At 32.8% G+C, this 18,400-nt stretch carries 21 protein-coding genes; 5 read left to right on the top strand and 16 right to left on the bottom strand.

Going from position 1 to position 18,400, the window contains the following annotated elements; genetic code table 11:
• Positions 1-6: 6 nt before the first annotated feature.
• From pheT to LQ675_RS01465, 5 genes are all read right to left on the bottom strand, one after another.
• Positions 7-2,412, bottom strand: coding sequence for a phenylalanine--tRNA ligase subunit beta (gene pheT / locus LQ675_RS01445; protein ID WP_239726783.1), 2,406 nt, complete (start codon positions 2,410-2,412; stop codon positions 7-9).
• On the bottom strand, positions 2,412-3,470 hold the full coding sequence (pheS, locus tag LQ675_RS01450; RefSeq protein ID WP_048542297.1) for a phenylalanine--tRNA ligase subunit alpha: 1,059 nt from the start codon (positions 3,468-3,470) through the stop codon (positions 2,412-2,414). Before pheS ends, pheT begins: the two co-directional genes overlap by 1 nt.
• 297 nt (positions 3,471-3,767) lie before the next feature.
• Positions 3,768-4,508: a TrmH family RNA methyltransferase gene (locus LQ675_RS01455; protein ID WP_048542295.1), complete on the bottom strand. Its 741-nt coding sequence runs from the start codon at positions 4,506-4,508 to the stop codon at positions 3,768-3,770.
• 122 nt (positions 4,509-4,630) lie between these two features.
• Positions 4,631-4,804 (bottom strand): 50S ribosomal protein L32, encoded by a 174-nt coding sequence (gene rpmF / locus LQ675_RS01460; RefSeq protein WP_025904638.1) that lies wholly within the window; start codon positions 4,802-4,804, stop codon positions 4,631-4,633.
• Between the two features lie 38 nt (positions 4,805-4,842).
• Positions 4,843-5,385, bottom strand: coding sequence for a YceD family protein (locus LQ675_RS01465; RefSeq protein WP_025904639.1), 543 nt, complete (start codon positions 5,383-5,385; stop codon positions 4,843-4,845).
• 125 nt (positions 5,386-5,510) lie between these two features.
• On the opposite strand from LQ675_RS01465, the gene LQ675_RS01470 reads away from it, so the two are divergent.
• Positions 5,511-6,656 (top strand): nucleotidyltransferase, encoded by a 1,146-nt coding sequence (locus tag LQ675_RS01470; protein ID WP_239726772.1) that lies wholly within the window; start codon positions 5,511-5,513, stop codon positions 6,654-6,656.
• Between the two features lie 19 nt (positions 6,657-6,675).
• Here LQ675_RS01470 and coaD read toward each other — a convergent pair whose 3' ends face one another.
• A complete protein-coding gene (gene coaD, locus LQ675_RS01475) occupies positions 6,676-7,170 on the bottom strand; it encodes a pantetheine-phosphate adenylyltransferase (protein ID WP_037587476.1) in 495 nt (164 codons plus the stop codon).
• The gene (gene rsmD, locus LQ675_RS01480; protein ID WP_048542292.1) at positions 7,163-7,717 is read right to left on the bottom strand and encodes a 16S rRNA (guanine(966)-N(2))-methyltransferase RsmD; all 555 of its coding nucleotides are present in this window, start codon (positions 7,715-7,717) and stop codon (positions 7,163-7,165) included. Before rsmD ends, coaD begins: the two co-directional genes overlap by 8 nt.
• Before the next feature lie 81 nt (positions 7,718-7,798).
• On the opposite strand from rsmD, the gene LQ675_RS01485 reads away from it, so the two are divergent.
• Positions 7,799-8,188, top strand: a complete 390-nt coding sequence (locus LQ675_RS01485) for a DUF7147 family protein (protein ID WP_025904643.1) — start codon at positions 7,799-7,801, stop codon at positions 8,186-8,188.
• On the opposite strand, the gene LQ675_RS01490 is transcribed toward LQ675_RS01485, so the two are convergent.
• Positions 8,189-8,455: a DUF2129 domain-containing protein gene (locus LQ675_RS01490; RefSeq protein ID WP_037587474.1), complete on the bottom strand. Its 267-nt coding sequence runs from the start codon at positions 8,453-8,455 to the stop codon at positions 8,189-8,191.
• 158 nt (positions 8,456-8,613) lie between these two features.
• Here LQ675_RS01490 and LQ675_RS01495 point away from each other — a divergent pair, with 158 nt between their 5' ends.
• Positions 8,614-9,528 (top strand): glycerophosphodiester phosphodiesterase family protein, encoded by a 915-nt coding sequence (locus tag LQ675_RS01495; protein WP_048542289.1) that lies wholly within the window; start codon positions 8,614-8,616, stop codon positions 9,526-9,528.
• A 50-nt stretch (positions 9,529-9,578) separates the two neighbouring features.
• Here LQ675_RS01495 and LQ675_RS01500 read toward each other — a convergent pair whose 3' ends face one another.
• Both LQ675_RS01500 and LQ675_RS01505 read right to left on the bottom strand, forming a co-directional pair.
• The gene (locus tag LQ675_RS01500) at positions 9,579-10,019 is read right to left on the bottom strand and encodes a YlbF/YmcA family competence regulator (RefSeq protein ID WP_048542287.1); all 441 of its coding nucleotides are present in this window, start codon (positions 10,017-10,019) and stop codon (positions 9,579-9,581) included.
• Positions 10,020-10,033: 14 nt separating this feature from the next.
• Positions 10,034-11,101 carry a CAP-associated domain-containing protein gene (locus tag LQ675_RS01505; protein WP_048542285.1) on the bottom strand — a complete coding sequence of 356 codons (1,068 nt, stop codon included), beginning with the start codon at positions 11,099-11,101 and terminating at the stop codon, positions 10,034-10,036.
• Between the two features lie 168 nt (positions 11,102-11,269).
• On the opposite strand from LQ675_RS01505, the gene LQ675_RS01510 reads away from it, so the two are divergent.
• Together LQ675_RS01510 and ytvI are read left to right on the top strand one after the other, a co-directional pair.
• Entirely contained in the window at positions 11,270-11,641 is a 372-nt protein-coding gene (locus LQ675_RS01510; protein WP_048542283.1) for a YugN family protein, read from the top strand.
• Positions 11,642-11,721: 80 nt separating this feature from the next.
• Positions 11,722-12,768 carry a sporulation integral membrane protein YtvI gene (ytvI, locus tag LQ675_RS01515; RefSeq protein WP_048542280.1) on the top strand — a complete coding sequence of 349 codons (1,047 nt, stop codon included), beginning with the start codon at positions 11,722-11,724 and terminating at the stop codon, positions 12,766-12,768.
• A gap of 51 nt (positions 12,769-12,819) precedes the next feature.
• Here the strand turns inward: ytvI and LQ675_RS01520 are convergent, their stop codons facing one another.
• The 6 genes from LQ675_RS01520 to coxB all read right to left on the bottom strand — a co-directional run bounded on the left by LQ675_RS01520 (position 12,820) and on the right by coxB (position 18,382).
• Entirely contained in the window at positions 12,820-13,281 is a 462-nt protein-coding gene (locus LQ675_RS01520; RefSeq protein WP_037587463.1) for a DUF420 domain-containing protein, read from the bottom strand.
• 11 nt (positions 13,282-13,292) lie between these two features.
• The gene (gene ctaG, locus LQ675_RS01525) at positions 13,293-14,246 is read right to left on the bottom strand and encodes a cytochrome c oxidase assembly factor CtaG (protein ID WP_048542279.1); all 954 of its coding nucleotides are present in this window, start codon (positions 14,244-14,246) and stop codon (positions 13,293-13,295) included.
• A 159-nt stretch (positions 14,247-14,405) separates the two neighbouring features.
• Positions 14,406-14,759, bottom strand: coding sequence for a cytochrome C oxidase subunit IV family protein (locus LQ675_RS01530; RefSeq protein WP_048542277.1), 354 nt, complete (start codon positions 14,757-14,759; stop codon positions 14,406-14,408).
• 1 nt (position 14,760) lies between these two features.
• On the bottom strand, positions 14,761-15,390 hold the full coding sequence (locus LQ675_RS01535; protein ID WP_048542275.1) for a cytochrome c oxidase subunit 3: 630 nt from the start codon (positions 15,388-15,390) through the stop codon (positions 14,761-14,763).
• Positions 15,390-17,291, bottom strand: a complete 1,902-nt coding sequence (gene ctaD, locus LQ675_RS01540) for a cytochrome c oxidase subunit I (RefSeq protein WP_048542273.1) — start codon at positions 17,289-17,291, stop codon at positions 15,390-15,392. The genes LQ675_RS01535 and ctaD overlap by 1 nt, the downstream gene beginning before the upstream one ends.
• A 23-nt stretch (positions 17,292-17,314) precedes the next feature.
• Positions 17,315-18,382 (bottom strand): cytochrome c oxidase subunit II, encoded by a 1,068-nt coding sequence (gene coxB / locus LQ675_RS01545; protein ID WP_037587457.1) that lies wholly within the window; start codon positions 18,380-18,382, stop codon positions 17,315-17,317.
• Positions 18,383-18,400 lie beyond the last annotated feature (18 nt).

Consider the following 18,400-nt stretch of genomic DNA (forward strand, 5'->3'; position numbering starts at 1 on the left):
TATCTCTTATGCTCTTAATGTAGCACCATTTTGTTCTAATGCTGTTAAGATTTGCTCGTGTACTGCTGAAACTTTATCTTCTGTTAGTGTTTCATTAACGTCTAAATAATCTAAGCGAATTGCGACCGATTTCTTGCCTGGTTCCATATGTTCACCTTCATAAACGTCAAATACTTCTGCGTGATTTAATATATCTGCACCATTTTCATTGATTGTATGAATAAGTGTAGCTGCCGTAACTTCTGTGTTAACAACAAGTGCAATATCTCTTGAAACTCCTGGGAATTTCGGAATAGCTTCGTATTCAATTTTGCCGACAGGTTGTTTTAAGATTTTTGTGAAGTTTAATTCAAACACATAAGTGCGGTCTAAGTCGTTTTCTTTTTCAACTTTAGGATGTAGCTCTGCTATTAAACCAACAACTTCTTCATTTAATTTAACGTATGCTGTTCTACCTGGATGTAATAAGTCTAATGTCGTCGCTTCATATGTGAACGTTAAATTTAATTGTTCTGCAATACGTTCTACAATACCTTTTACTAAGAAGAAATCAACTGGCTCATCTTTTTGTTGCCATTTGTTACCTGTATATTGTCCTGTTAAAATACCACTTAAAAATTCAATTTCTGTTGGTAATTGATCTTTTCCGTTACTATAGAACACTTTACCAAGTTCATATAAAGCAACGTTTTTATTTTTACGTGCTACATTATAACGTGTAGCGTCAACAAGTCTAGGTAATAAACTTTGACGTAATACAGCTTGATCTTCACTCATAGGCATCATAAGTTCTACAACTTCTTGTTGTTCTATAGTATAGTTTTGAGCGATATCTTTACGAACTAATGAATACGTAATCGCTTGGTCTAATCCAGCACCTTCAAGAATTTCTTTAACTTTTCGTGTCTTCAATTGGTTATCGGTTAAATAGCCAGCAGTTGCATTATCAAAGTTTGGCAATGTCGAAGGTAATTGATCATATCCATAAATACGCGCAACCTCTTCGATTAAGTCCGCTTTAATCGAAATATCATTTCTTCTTGATGGCACTTCTACTTTAAAGGCATCTTCAGATACAATCGTTTCAAATCCTAAACGATTAAATATTGTATTAATTTCATCTGTAGAAAGATCGAAACCGATTAATTGGTTAACATCTTGTGTCGTAATGTCTATCGTACGAGACAATTCTGGTAAAGTACCGTCTGATACTACTTCGCTTAACACAGTTCCACCAGCAATATCTTGTAATAATTTTGCTGCTCTATCTAAAGCATCAAGTACTCTTTCACTCGCAATACCTTTTTCGAATCTGCTTGAAGCTTCACTTCTTAAGCCTAATCGTCTTGATGTTTGTCTAACATTTGTAGCATTAAATAATGCGCTTTCGATTACGACATTTTGAGTGTTTTCTGTAACTTCTGAGAAATCGCCACCCATTACACCAGCGATTGCAATTGGTTCTTCACCGTTTGTTATAACGAGGTCTGAAGTTAGTAGTTCTCTCTCAACATTATCTAATGTCGTGATTTTTTCATTTTCATGTGCGTAACGTGCAACAATTTGATCTGACCCAATTTGATCTTGATCAAACATGTGTAACGGTTGACCATACTCTAAAAGTACGTAATTCGAAACATCTACCACGTTGTTAATTGGACGGATGCCAGCTTTCATTAATCTAGACTGCATCCATGATGGTGATGCAGCAATTGTTACATTCTTAACAACTCTCGCTGCATAAAATGGAACACCTTCTTGATCTTGAACAGTCACTGATAATGATTGACTAGCTTGTTCTTCAGATTCATCTAAAGAAGTATTTGGGTATTGTATGTCATTGCCATATAATGCACTTACTTCATGCGCAGCACCAAGCATACTTAAACAGTCTGCTCTATTTGGTGTCAAATCAAAGTCTAATACATCGTCATTTAATAATAATGCTTCTAGTGCATCACTACCAGGCGTTGGTTCGTTTGAGAAGACGTAAATGCCATCTGCATATTTTTTAGGCATCACATTTGCATCGATACCTATTTCTTGTAATGAACAAATCATACCTTCTGATACTTCACCACGTAATTTAGCTCTTTTAATTTTAACGCCACCAGGTAAACGGCCACCTACTCTTACAACGATGACATATTGATCTTTATCTACATTTGGTGCACCGCAAACGATTTGTACGGGGTCTTCTTCACCTACATCCACTTTACAAATATTCAGTTTATCTGCTTCTGGATGTTTTTCTTTAGAAAGCACATATCCAACGACTAATTTTTTAATATCGTCTCCATAATGTGTAACACTATCAACTTCAATACCACTTCTTGTAATTTTCTCAGCTAAATCTTCAGTATTAGCATCTATATTTATATATTCACTTAACCACTCTTTACTTACTAACATTATGCTTCACCACCATCTTCTACAGGCTTAAATTGTTCTAAAAATCTCACGTCATTTGTATAGAAATGTCTAATATCTTCAATTCCATATTTCAACATTGCCATTCTGTCTGGTCCTAAACCAAAAGCAAATCCAGAATATTTATTTGAATCAAATCCTGCCATTTCTAATACATTTGGATGTACCATTCCTGAACCAAGAACTTCTATCCAACCTGTTTGTTTACAAACGTTACATCCTTTACCTTTACATTTGAAACATGACACATCTACTTCGACTGACGGTTCAGTGAATGGGAAGAAACTTGGTCTTAACCTAATTTCACGATCTTTACCAAATAATTTACGTGCTAATAATTCTAATGTTCCTTTTAAGTCACTCATTTTGATATTTTCAGCTACGACTAAACCTTCAATTTGTGTGAATTGATGACTGTGTGTCGCATCATCAGAGTCTCTACGGTAAACTTTACCTGGACAGATAATTTTAACTGGTCCAACACCATTACGTTTTTCTAAAGTTCTCGCTTGTACAGGTGATGTATGTGTACGCATTAAGATTTCTTCTGAAATATAAAAAGTATCTTGCATATCACGCGCTGGATGAGACTTTGGTAAATTAAGTGCTTCAAAGTTATAATAGTCAGATTCTACTTCATAACCTTCAACGATTTCATAACCTAAACCAATAAATAAATCTTCTAAATCTTCATTGATTTTAGTTAGTGGATGTTTCGCACCTAAACTTACTTTTCTACCAGGTAACGTTACATCGATTGTTTCATTCTCTAATTGTTGGTTTAATGCTTCCTCTTCTAAAAGTACTTGTTTAGATTCGATTTCTTTCTCAACAGCTTTACGTACTTCGTTCACAAGTTGACCGAATTCTGGTCTTTCTTCTTTAGGTAATTCTTTCATTTCTTTCATAAGGCCTGTAATAACGCCTTTTTTACCTAAATAATTTACTTTCACGTCTTGTAATGATCTTTCTGCTTTTGCTTCATTAATTCTTACAAGCGCATCTTGTCTTAATTCAGATAACTTTTCTCGTAATGACATATATATCCTCCTATTTTGGTCGAAAAAAAGACTTCGCCTCCTCAAATATAGAGGGACGAAGTCTTCCGTGGTACCACCCAAATTTATACATAGTTATGCATACACTTATATGTTGATAACGGATCTACATTCCGACTTAAATTTCTTTAAGTAGCTAAAAAGATGAAAAAAATTAAGTTACAACATAGGATTTTTCAGTCTCGAATCCATTCCCTTGTCATGTGTAAACATTAATTTACGTCCTTTTGTAAGCTCATATTGATTATGAAATCATTATATTAAATATTATATAATTGGTCAACCTTTCAAATGATAAAGCAAGATACCACAAGAAACAGCGACATTTAAACTTTCAGCTTTGCCATATAGCGGTATATGAAGATTCTTGGTCGTTTGTTCAAGTATTGCTGAATCAACGCCTGCCCCCTCATTACCCATAATTAATGCAAAGTTTGAATGACTTTTTACTTCTCGATATTCAACTGCATTTTGAAGACTTGTTCCATAAGTTTCGCCATCAAATTGTTCCATAAATTCAAATATATCTTCCTCAACAACTGGTAAATGAAAGACACTACCCTGTGAAGCACGTAATACTTTATCTTGATACGGATCTGCACTACCTTTTGAATAAACAACAGCGTCCATACCTGCAGCGTCAGCGTTACGAATCAATGCGCCCATATTACCTGGATCTTGAACTCTATCTAATACAAGGACTTGCTTAAAATTACTCGTTTCATATGTAGGCATCTCAACAACCGCAAATATACCTTGAGGTGTCGTTGTGTCTGATAATGATTCCGCTACTTTAAAGTTAATGACATATGCTTCCTTTGCATATTCAACAATTTTCTCATCAACTCTTGCATAATCTACTGCTAATAACGTAACGATAGTCAGTTGACTATGATAAGCTTCTTCGATTAAATGAAAGCCTTCAATAAGAAATTGTCCTTGTTTAACACGTTCTTTTTTCTTTTTTAATTTATTCATTTGTTTAATTTTATTATTTTGAACTGAAGTAATTTCTTCCATAGTAACGCCTCATCTTCTCATTATGATATAAAATTATTATAAACGAAAAAAGACTGCCAACAAAGTCAAAGACATTGATGACAGTCTTAAGCACCTTAGTTTAGGTGTTTAAATATTAATTATTATTTAGAAACGACTTCTTTACCCTTGTATGATCCACATGCTTTACATACACGGTGAGATAATTTCATTTCTCCACAGTTTGAACATTCTACCATACCTGGTACTGAGATTTTGAAATGCGTACGACGTTTTCTTTTAGCTGTTTTTGAAGTTCTTCTAGCTGGAACTGCCATGTCTTATTCCTCCTTAAATTTTATAAACACTTTTCCGATTATTTTTCGTCATCGAAGAATTGTTGTAATTTTTGAAGTCTTGGATCAACTTTCTTTTCAGTTTCTTGTTCTGAATCTTCGGTTGACTCAATTTGATCTTCGCCAATAACTTCCCAACCATCGCCTGCCATTGAAATATCTTCGCTACCTTCAGAGAATACTTGTAACGGTTTCTCTAAAATAACAAGTTCTTCAATGATTGGTAATAAATTAATCATGCCGCCTTCGAGTTTATGTCTCAATTCGTCATCATCATTATTACTTTCACTAAATTCATCTAGCTCAAATATTTCTACTGATGTAGTATCAAATGGTAGCTCTACTGGCTTTAAAGTACGGGCACATGGTAACGTCAATACACCATTAATGTCAAGATTGACAATTATCTCATGCATTCGCACTTGAACGTCTCCTGTTACTTTTATTGGAGATATATCGATAAGTTCATCTACCCTATCAATAAGGTATTTCATATCGATTTCTTTATCAAAAGTAAATGGTTCGTTTTGGTATTTTTTAAGTTGTGTTATTGACCACTTCATCTGGGTTCACCTCTTACAAACACAAAAATTATTGTAACCTTAACGACAATGTTTGTCAAGATTTTTTCTTAACATTCATTATCTGATACAATACTTATGATGAAGTGAAATGGGAGGAAATGCAAATGAAAAGCGTTGCTTTAATAACAGAATATAATCCATTTCATAATGGGCATGTATATCACGCAGAATCTTCTAGAAAATTAACAGAAAGTGATGTTGCTATTTCTATTATGAGTGGTTCTTTTACAATGCGTGGAGAACCAGCAATTTTAAGTAAGTTCAAGCGGGCTGAAATGGCTATTCAATATGTAGATTTAGTTATTGAATTGCCTCTTTTATATGCCATATCATCTGGTGATTTATTTGCTAAAGGCAGCGTTCAAATAGCAGAACAACTTGGATGTAACACATTATCTTTCGGTAGTGAATCAGGAAATATTGATGATATTAAAAAGGTCATACACGAAATAAACCAAGTATCTAAAAGTGATAAATATAAGCAAATGCTTAAAGAAGGTAAATCACATCCTAGAATCATTTCAGAATTAATACCTCATAATCAAATGCTTAAAGGTTCAAATAATTTACTCGCAATTGAATATGTGAAACATATTATGCAACATAACTTAGCAATAGAACCGACAACAATTAAAAGAAAAGACAATATGTATTTAGATGCTCACTTAAACGAAACGACACACATTTCAAGTGCGACTTCTATACGTAACGCCTATTTCAAACATGACGATACATATCAATTAAGTTTACCGACAACAAGTTCAAATATATTAAAGCACGCTCATGCAGTCAACTGGGATCACTTTTTCCCATTTTTAAAATGGACATTATTAAGAGCTACTCATGAAGAATTGAGAAACATATATATGATGACTGAAGGATTAGAATTCAAAGTAAAAAAAGAAATTAAAGATAGTATGAACTTTGAAATGTTTGTACAAAAACTCAAATCTAAAAGATATACGTGGACAAGAATACAACGCTTGTTAACCGCAATTTTGTTAAACGTTACGAATGAACAAGTTTCTGATTATAATCCAACTGCGATACGTGTACTTGCAATGTCTAAAAAAGGACAAGCTTATTTAAAATCTATTAAAGATGAATGTCCATTACCTATCGTCACAAATGTTAATAAACAAACTGCTATTCACTTCACAAATGAAATAAAAGCAACAGATTTATATCAATATATTTCAGGTGATTCTGATACTGATTTTAATAAACCAGTCATAATAAAAAACGCATGACATATGCATGTGTTTTTTATTATGACTCTTTATTTTTAATTTTTTCTTTCAATGCTTTATTCACATTTTCAGGAACAAATTCCGAAATATCGCCGTCAAATTGAGCAACTTCTTTCACAACACTCGAACTTATAAATGAATAATGATTATTTGTCATCATATATAATGTTTCAATGTCGTCATCTAATTTTTTATTCATAGATGTCAATTGCATTTCATACTCAAAGTCACTAACAGCTCTTAATCCTCTTACAATCGTGTTAGCATTTATTTCTTTACAAAAGTCTACAAGTAAACCATGAAATGAATGAACCACTATGTTTGGTACATCTTGTACCGCTTCTTTAATCAATTCAACACGCTCTTCTGTACTAAATAAGCCTTTTTTAGAACCATTTTTCAATACAGAAACATGAATCTCATCAAAAATTTTAGCACTACGCTTAATAATATCAATATGTCCTAATGTTATTGGATCAAAGCTACCTGGAACAACTGCTATTCTCTTAGTCATTGTCTTCTCCTTTTGTTAGCAACATAACATGCGTCAGTCCATATTCATACTTTTTAAGAACTTTAAACGCACCCGTATCTATGTCTTCACTTTTATCAAATTCGCAAATTATTGTACCATTTACATTTAATAAGTCAAACGCCTGAATTTTTTCTAATGATTGATCTATAAGCGATTTCCTATAAGGTGGATCTAGAAATATATAATCAAACTTAATGGCGCGCTTATTTAAAGCTTTTAACGCTCTAATTGCATCATTTTTATAAACTTCGTATTGAGTTTCAGATATATGTAATGTATTTAAATTTTCTTTTATCATTTTAGTCGCTTTGAAATTACCGTCCACAAAAATCACTTTATCTAAACCTCTAGATAATCCTTCGATACCAAGTCCGCCGCTGCCAGCAAACAAATCTAACCCAATACCTTCTAAATCTTGAAGGCCATTAAAGATATTCTCTTTCACTTTATCTGTTGTCGGTCTCGTTGATTGACCATCTATTGTTTTTATATGAAGTCTCTTGTATTTTCCACCTATTACTCTCACTGTTAATCATCACTTTCTTTATTATTAATTATTATTTATACTTATCCATATAGTATTTAAACGAAAACGAGGTTTATAAAAATGAAACAATCATTTATCGTCATCGGTCATGGTCTAACTGATTTATTTGAATTTCAAACGTTAATCGAATATAACCATGAACGTATTTCCGACATTATTATGTTACATACACCATTATCTAAGGAGAAACTATCTTCAGCTTGTATCATTATGAAGCCTACTAAAGGTCAACATTTCCAAGCGATTTACATGATAATGGAAGGTATTAAATATCCTTACCCTGATTCAAATAAGAAGTTTGATTTAATCAATGAATGGGCAAATGCATATCACATACAAGTTAAAGGTCTAGATGTTAAATCTCGTGCTGATTTCGCTGAAGATGAACTTTACTTCGCCTATTTAAAAGGTGTATTAAGACTTGAAAGATACTTGCCACCGCTTCAATAGTTAAAAGTTTAAATACTCTTTTTTGTCCGTATTCGAATTAGAGTAATCTCTTTTAACATATTTAAATGGTGAGACTTTTACATCTTTAACATATTTTAGTTTCATTAAATGTTGAACAGTGTCATCTATTTTATCTTCATTTGTATATAACATGACGTATTGTTCTTTTCTATGTGCAAAGTATATATTACCAAACTTGCGTAATTGTCGTTCATGTTTCATATTTTTTAAATATACGACAATACTTATTCGTTCTACTAATTCCATCAAAATAACCTCCTAACGCTTTTTATTTTTATATTAGCACTTTCTATAAAATGATGAAAGAAGATAACTTCAAGCGTATGTGACTTGCTTTCTTATCTTAAATCAATTTGATAGAATATATATAAGTCTTTATTTGCATTTCGAAAGGATAGGATAACATGTCAAAAATTAATTTATTAAAAACAACAGGTCTTATCGGAGGCATTGTTGCAGGTTCTTGGATTGTGACAAAAGCAACATCAAACGTTAAACCACGTACGATTAAACCATTCTTTACACAACCAGCTCCTTATGTATTCGCTCATCGTGGAGGCATGGCGTTAAGACCAGAACATACACGCTTAGCTTTTGATCATGCACTAAAATACGAAGTAACTGGATTTGAAGTAGACGTTCGACTTACTAAAGATGAAGTACTTGTCGTAACACATGACAACACTGTTGATCGTACAAGTAACGGTTCAGGGTATATAGGTGATCATACATTAGAAGAACTACGCCAATTAGATTTCGGTTACCACTTCAAAGATATTAATAACGAGCATCCTTATAGAGGAGATGCAAAAGCTAAAATCGTCACTTTAAAAGAGCTATTAACTGAATATCCAGATGTCTTAGTAAATATAGATATTAAAGATCATCCTGAGTCATATAGCGGTAGTTTAGCACCTTCTCACTTATACCGTTTAATTACAGAACTTAAAGCTGAAGATCGTGTTAATATTACGAGTTTCTATGATGAACAAATTGATCGCTTTAATTTATATGCTCAAGATTCTATTGCGTTGGGGACAGGACAAAGCGAAGTAGCAAAAGCTTTCTTAGCTTATCAATCAGGATATGGTCATACGTATCAACCTAAATCTGATACATTCCAAATACCAACACAAGCTAAAGGTCTTCCGTTAGACTCTGAAGGTTTCATTCAATTTTTAACATCACTTAATATATCTGTTGCTTATTGGGTTGTAAATCAAATCGATACAATGGACGATTTAATCCAAAAAGGTGCACATACGATTGTAACTGATCGCCCAGATACTGCGCACTTCTTAATTAAAAAACACTACTAATTTAAAAAGCTTTCCATCTGTCTAATGACAAATGGAAAGCTTTTTTTATGTTATGTTGAACAGCCACAAGATCCACCAGTAGAACAACCGCCACCGTGTGATTCGCTACTAAAGAATGGATTACCCGTATCCACTTTAACATTGCTTGAAACTGAATAAGAAACAATGCTAATCACTTCATCTAATAAATCTTGTAACGCAGTTTCTTTAGTCTTAAATTCAGAAACAACTGGATGCATTTCATATGCTCTCTTTTGTTGTCTTGTTTCTTTCATTACTCTATTGTAATCAGGATGATATCTACCAAATCTTAAACAATCATCATAATGTGATTTAATTTGATCAAATTTTTGCCTTAATATTTTAACTTCAAAATTTGTTTCAAGTTGATGTTTTGCTTCGAGATATTCTTGATAAATATATGAATCCTTAATACATGCGCTTAATTCATCTGATTGATCAAGTATATCAACTGTTTCTGCAGTAAACATAATATGATTCCCCCTTATTCTTTATTTTCTTTGAAAACAAGTGAATAGTATTCGCGAGAATTACCAGCACCAAATTCATCATATTGACTACCTAATAACTTTTCTCTATAGGTGTTGTTGTTTAACCAGCTATTGATAAGTGTTGGTACATCATAGAAATTGTAAGCTAAATTTTGGTTAATGGATTCATATTCAATCTTTTGATTATTGATATGTTTTGTAATGCCATCTTCTAATGATTTAACTGCTTCTTCCTCATTGATATCATCTTCAATTAAATCTGCTTCCATTTGTGTTATATACGTAAGTTGATCATTAATCTGTAATGGTTTGACATCTTTCATCTCTCTAATTTCATTAACGATTTCAAGAAGTGATAAATCTTTATTTATATGAGCTTGAAAGTCTTGTTTATCTGTTCTCTTTAGTTTGTTATCTTTATCACCATTTATTTTAGACATTGAAAAAGGTGCATTTTCAATAACAACATCTGAATCCATAAACTGTACACCCATAACTTCATTTGTTTCACTATCAATTAAGACCTGTGTATAAACATTACCATATTTAATCAGTAATTGTGTCTTAATATCACGTTCAGATAACTCTAATTGATATTTTCCATATGTACTTTCAATAACTGGTTCCATATCTATATTTGTACCATTGAAAATCTTTGTTGCATCTTGTTTCATTTTAATCGGTGAAACATTCACTTTATTTCCTGTAGCAAATACTGAAGAGACTTTATCATTTTTAGTAGATATTAAATAATAATGCTCTTTATTTTTGAAGACATAATTCTTTCGACCGTGCTCTGCCTTATATACCCTATCTGGTTGTCCTAAATCATTTATGACTTCTTTAATATTTTTATAGACATATGTACCTACGCCTTCTTTCAACTTTGCATTACCAGTTGATTTTTCAGCTTGCTGCTCATAATAATTCTCATTTGCTTTATCATGAGAGTAGTTAGGATTCTTTAAAACATCAAATTCTAATTTAGGTGAATAGAATAAATAAAAGAGTACAATGATTAAAATAGTTATTGCTACAACTTTTATGATAATATTTTTCAACTATTTACCTCCTCATTTATTCCTATATTCAATTATATCATTTTACAGGAAAACATTTACCTAAATCAATCGAAATGTTGTCATATTTGTTAAATATAAATGTACATTGCAACATTGGCGCTTTTATCATAAAATAAACTTAAAGGTACTTAGAGGGAGGAAAAATACATGGTATTTGATAATACAGGTCTTGAAAAGGTTATCATAGAACAAGAGCTATTAAAAGATGTTATGAATAAACATGGTTTTATTGCTGGAGGACATTGGGATTATGAACGTATCACTTATGATTTTAAATATGAAATAAGTGAAGGCGTCTATTACCTAAGAATTCCTGGTTATGCACTTAAAGGGGACATCGGTGCCAATAACGCAACAATTCAATTAATGGATCCATATCTCGGTAAACACTATTATCCAACAGGTGTAGAATATGGAGATGATGAAGTTTACCCAGATAATTTAGTTGCACATTGTAACTTACTAATTGAACGTATCACATCAGATATTAATGCATTAAATACATTAGGTACGCATTAATTAAAATAATACTAACAGAGTAGAGACGTGATATTTCACGTCTCTTTATTTTTATATAAATGAGCAAAGAGGTTATCATTATGAAAAAATGGATAAACAAACGAAACATAAGCATATTCATCATTATAGTTTTATCTATTCTATTTATTTATTTCATTTTACCGATATCAATTCCTTTAATAACAGCACTTGTTATCGCTTTAGCGCTCAACCCACTTGTTAATAAATTAGCACATAAAATTAAAAGTCGAAAATGGAGCGTTACGATTATTTATACGTTACTCCTCACAATAACAGGATTTATTATATTTTTATTTTTAACAAAATTAATAGACCAGATTGTACTATTTATTAAAGATTTACCTAATAAAATTAATATTCTCATCACTGTAATTGAACAATATAACGACAAAATGAAAGCTATATTACCCGATGAAATGGCAGTAACAATCAACAAAGAACTACAGAATTTTGTTGCTTCATTGAGAGATTCAATCGCAAATTATTTAAGTGTTGAAAATATAACAGAAGTTGTATCTTCTTTACCAGGTTTCATTATAAGCCTTGTTGTATTTCTTGTAGCATTATTCTTATTTATGCTAGAAATACCTAATATTCATAAATTTATAAAGCAACATCTTTATCCGTCGACTTATCATGAAGTTTATAAAATATACAATAAAATAGGTCATTCTATTATCGGGATGATATCTGCTACTGTTGTATTAAGCTTTATAACTTGGTTATTTACTTATGTTGGTCTACTGATTATCGGCGTTGACTCAGCGTTTGTCATCAGTTTATTTATATGGTTTATAGACATCTTACCGATTATTGGTGCGACAGGTTTTACAATTCCGTGGGCAATCTACGCATATATAGTTGGAGATTCGACACTCGGTATCCAACTGATTATTCTATCTGTTATTTTACTCGTTCAAAGAAAAATATTAGAACCTAAAATATTCGGTACGGGTGTCGGTTTATCTCCATTACCCACTTTAATATCCATGTTTATCGGTTTAAAATTACTCGGCTTTATTGGATTCTTTATCGGACCATTATTCTTAATCGTCATCAAAACGATACTAGAATCTGGTCTTATCAAAACAGACTTTAAAATATAATATGAGCAAAAAACCTCTCAATCCGTTATAAGCAGATTGAGAGGTTTTAATTTAATGTCCTAAAATTGCTTTTATCATAGATGTTGTATCTCCACCGTGATAGAACACATATAATAATAAATAAACGGCAACACCTGTAATAGCTGTACAGAACCAAATAATAGATGTTACTGGCCCAAATTTACGGTGTCTATCAAGTTTATTCGTCCAACCTAAATAAATCGTATAAATCCCCATCACTGCCCCGACAGTCGCTAGCGTTATATGGAAAATCAAGAAAATTGTATAATAAATTTTAATATTATCCGGTCCACCAAATGAAGTATTTCCAATAAATACTGTTCTACTAGCATAAATGGTAAAGAATACGACTGCAGCAACTGCAGCAGATATCATAAATTTTTTATGTGTTTCAATTTTTCGTTGTGCAATAAAGTACCATCCAATAGCAACTAAAATTGCGCTTAATACGATGAAAGTTGTACTTATTGTCGGTAAAATTGGTAAATTCATTTTCATACATCCTATCTAAATTGATTATATAATGCTTTTTGCTCTTGTAATTTTCTCAAGCTATCTTCAGTGATTTGCTTTTCATTTTTCCTCTCATATCTAAACCATCTCATGAAAATGATATATAAATAAATACCAAACACGATTTCTTGCATAACTTTCATGATGACGCCACCTGTTTGCTGATCTTCTAAAGGTGTGAAATTCGTAAAGTATTCTGGACCAGATAACCCTGTTCCTTGTACGACTGTATTTAACGTATCAGCAGGTACACATAAAGTCATCGCACCAAGCCATGCTTTACCTGATGTGTATGTTTCATACATTGCAGTTCCACTAAATATGATAAGTCCACATGAAGGTGTTAACAGTACACCGATAAAGAAGATATATAAGATTTTCTTAATATTACTCATGTGCAATTCTTCAGGAATATGTTTATTAAATATTGGATGCCACATAAACCATGCACTAATGAATAAAATAATCGTATATAACTCATGCAAAACAAGATCTTGTTTTAAAGTATCTAACACAAGTGGTATATGATATACAGAGAATAAACCGTTAAAAAGAAAAATTGCTAATATCGGCTTTGTAAATAATTGAACAATCTTATTAATTACGGGTAGCTCTTCCACATATTTGATGATGTACTCTGGGATAGCAAAATACAGTAACGGAACTACAATTAAAAATAACAAAGCCATTTGCAACATATGGAAACTAAAAATGATGTGTGAAAGCAGATCAATAGGTCCACCTTCTAAAAAGTATATCGTTAACATTAAGATAACGAAAAGTGTTGCTTCACCTTTTCTTAAAGGTCTTCCACCTGGTATATCTTTATACCATTTTCCACAAATTAAAAAGTATAAGATTATTACACATAATACGCCTACAAAGAAGAATGGCGTCCAGTTTGCCCAAAAACCGAATATAGATATTGAGGTTAAGTTACCCATCTCTTTACACTTCCCCACTTAGTCATTACTTTCATTATAAAATTTAATCCACCGTTAAACAACCCAACAATGTAAATAGTTATGACAATGATATGACCAATTATGAAAGATAAAAAGACTCGAGAACTTATATAACAAAGTTCTCGAGTCTTTTATAAATTATTTCGTTTTTACGAATAACGGATCGCCTAACCATACGATGTAAATAAACGTTACGACGAACGATAATCCAAAGAATACACCCGTAATCATGAATAATTTTGATATGCCATGTTTTTCAGCTTTCATATGCATGAAATAATAGAATTGTAATACAACTTGTAGTACTGCTAATCCTAAAATAACTGGAATAACGAACTCTTTAGGAAGTTCAGCAGCAACTAACGCGAAAGCAACAAAAGTAACAAAAATCATAATAGCAAAGTTTGTAACTTGCATACGCATTTCTTTTGTACTTTTACGCTTTCTATACTCTCTAAGTGCTTGTGCGTCATGATTTATTTGTTGACTCATATTATCCTAACGCTCCCATCAAGTATACTACTGTAAAGATAAACACCCATACAACGTCAATGAAGTGCCAATATAAAGCAGCAGTATTAAATTTATGTGCATTATAAATACTTAATCCTCTACCTCTATTACGGAAGATGAGTAATGTTAACCATACTAGTCCTATAAGTACGTGGAATCCGTGTGTTCCTACCAAGAAGTAGAAGGCACTACCAAACGCACTTGAACGGAATGTATGACCTTGATGTACATACTCTACGAATTCATAAATTTCTAATCCTAAGAATCCTAATCCTAACAGTATTGTAATACCAATCCAAAGGAATAATCCTTTAGCATTGAAATTACGCATATGATATAAAGCATATACACTTGTTAGAGATGATGTTAATAATAACATTGTCATTACGAACGCTAATGGTAAATGGAATAAATCTTTAGCTAATAAATGATCTTCACTTGGCACAGCATCTTTTAATGCTAAGTAAGTAGCGAATAGTGATGCGAATAATGCAACCTCTCCACCTAAGAACACCCAAAATCCTACGAGTTTATTCTTACCTTCCATAGATGCTGTTTCAGGATGGTTTGGCCAATTGTCAGCTGTAAATTTTGCTTCTTCATGTGACATTAACGCTCACCCCTTTCATACTCTAATAACTCTTCTTTAGAAATATGGTGACCATGATCATCTTTAAGTGATCTCACAATCATACTTCCTGCAGTAATACCTAAACCAAGAATCAATACATAAACTGCCCATGGTTTTTCATGTAAATCTTTAACTGCATCTAGAGCCCATTCTTTACCATCTGCAAAATACATAGCACCAAATGCTGCTACGAATAAACCGAACGCTTGCATGAATGGAATAAATGAATTGTTTGGCATATGAATCTCATCTAAAGATTCAGCTGGAAGAATTTTTCCGTCGCCTTGTGTTTTTTCAATCCATAATGCATCTAGTCCACGAACTAATGGTGTTTGTGCAAAGTTATAATGAGGTGTTGGTACAGGTAATGCCCATTCTAAAGTACGACCGTCTCCCCAAGCATCTTTTCCAACTTTTTCACCTTTAGCCAATGTCATGATTACATTGATAACTTCAGTAATAACAGCTACTGCCATGAAGAGTGCACCAATTGTTGATACTAAGTTTGGTATGTCATATCCTTGACCAGGTAAGTATGTAAATACTCGACGTGGCATACCCCATAGTCCTAAGAAATGTTGAATTAAGAATGTTAAATGGAAACCGATAAAGAATAACCAGAATGTTACTTTACCTAATTTTTCACTTAACATTTTACCAGCTATTAGCGGGAACCAATAATGTAAACCAGCTAATAAAGCGAATACTACACCGCCAACAATTACGTAGTGGAAGTGAGCAACGATAAAGTATGAGTCATGTAATTGATAGTCAGCTGGTGCTGATGCTTGCATGACACCTGTTACACCACCCATTACGAATGATGGAATAAAGAATAATGCATATAACATTGGTGTTGTGAATTCTACGCTACCGCCCCATACAGTCAGTAACCAGTTGAATATTTTCACACCCGTCGGAACAGCAATTGCCATTGTTGCAACAGCGAAAATCGCGTTAGCTACTGGACCTAAACCTACAGTGAACATGTGGTGAGCCCAAACCATGAATCCTAAGAAACCGATTAATACTGTAGCGAATACCATCGCTGAATAACCAAATAAACGTTTTCTAGCGAATACAGGTATAATTTCAGAGAATATACCAAAAGCTGGTAATACTAAAATATAAACTTCTGGGTGTCCAAAGATCCAGAATAAATGTTCCCAAATAATTGTGTTACCACCTTGAGAAGCAACAAAGAATGATGTACCAAACATTCTATCGAATATTAATAAGAAAATACCGATAGTTAATGGTGGGAATGCAAATACGATTAATGTAGAAGCAACAAATGTTGTCCAAGTCATTAGTGGCATACGCATATACGTCATACCAGGTGCTCTCATGTTAACGATTGTAGCTACAAAGTTAATACCAGCAATTAATGTACCAGCACCAGAAATTTGTAGCCCTAGAGCATAGAAGTTAATACCATGCCCTGCCGATTCTAAAGATAAACTTGCATAAGATGTCCAACCTGCGTTAGGCGCTCCACCTAAAATCCAAGATAAGTTTAAGAATATTCCACCAAAGAAGAATAACCAGAAACCTAATGCATTTAAGAATGGAAATGCAACATCTCGTGCACCAATTTGTAATGGAACAACTGCGTTCATATAACCGAATAATAAAGGCATTGCGGCTAAGAATATCATCGTTGTACCATGCATTGTGATAATTTCATTAAACAGTCCAGCTGTAACAAAGTCGTTTTCTGGAACTGCTAACTGGATACGAATTAACATTGCTTCGATACCACCGATAGCAAAGAATAATCCCCCAGCAATTAAATACAAAATAGCAATTTTTTTGTGGTCGACTGTTGTTAAATAGTCCCAAATAGTCGATCCAAACCCCTTTTTACTTTGAGTAGACACTAGAGTAACCTCCCTTTCAATTCTTACTTATCAACTTTTCTTTCCATTAAGTAGGCAGATAAAGCGTCAATGTCTTCATCAGAAACTTTATATTGACCAGTCATCTTATTACCAGGTTTAACGCTTTCTGGGTCTTTAATCCATTTTTTAAGATTTTCTTCATCATGTTTTAAGTAACCTGCAATTAAATCACGATCACCAAAGTTTGTTAAGTTAGGACCTTTAGCTCCATCTCCAGTTGGTGTAACAGCGTGACATCCTGCACATGATTTGTTAAATACCTTTTCGCCCTCTTTAGCTTGACTAGAAGTAGCGGCTACAGGTTTTTTAACATCTTTCATATCTTTAACCCATTTATCAAAATCATCTTGTGGTAGGGCTTTCACTTTAAAGTCCATTAAAGCATGTGATGGTCCACATAACTCAGCACACTTACCATAGAATAGATTTTTGACTTCTTTAGCTCTTTTATCATCGAATTTTAAGTAGAATTTATTAATACCTTCTACGTTTGTATCCAATTTCCCTCCAACTGCTGGTACCCAGAATGAGTGTTTAACATCAGCTGAATGTAATCTGAAGTAAACTTTTTTATCTGTTGGTACAACCAGTTCTTGGCTGGTAACAATTTTTTCATTTGGATAACTAAACTCCCACCAATAAAGGTTAGCAGTTACATCAATAACAAGTTCTTTACTTTTACCTTTTTCATCTACTTTATCGATTGCTTTAGTATCTCCAAGTGAGAACGTAAGCATAACAGTAGGAATTGCTAGAATAATAAGTAAAATAATTGGGATGATTGTCCAAACCAATTCTAATTTATGATTTCCTTCAACGTCTTTAGGTACATAATCTTCACCTAACTTTTTACGACGGAATTTAATCATTGCAAATAAGAATATAACAACAACTACAACAATAACTAGCAACATAATGCCTATTGAAAGCATTAGTAAAAAGAATTGTTTATCAGCAACTTCACCAGCTGGGTGAAGAACTGATAAATGTTTTTGTCCACAACCTGCTAATACAAACAGCAAAGTAGCAAGCAAACCGAACATTTTCGTGTTTTTTAAACGTGTCTTCATTCGTTTAACCCCTCTTTC

The organism is Mammaliicoccus sp. D-M19 (assembly GCF_022386695.1).
In the GTDB taxonomy this organism is placed as follows: Bacteria; Bacillota; Bacilli; order Staphylococcales; family Staphylococcaceae; genus Mammaliicoccus; species Mammaliicoccus sciuri.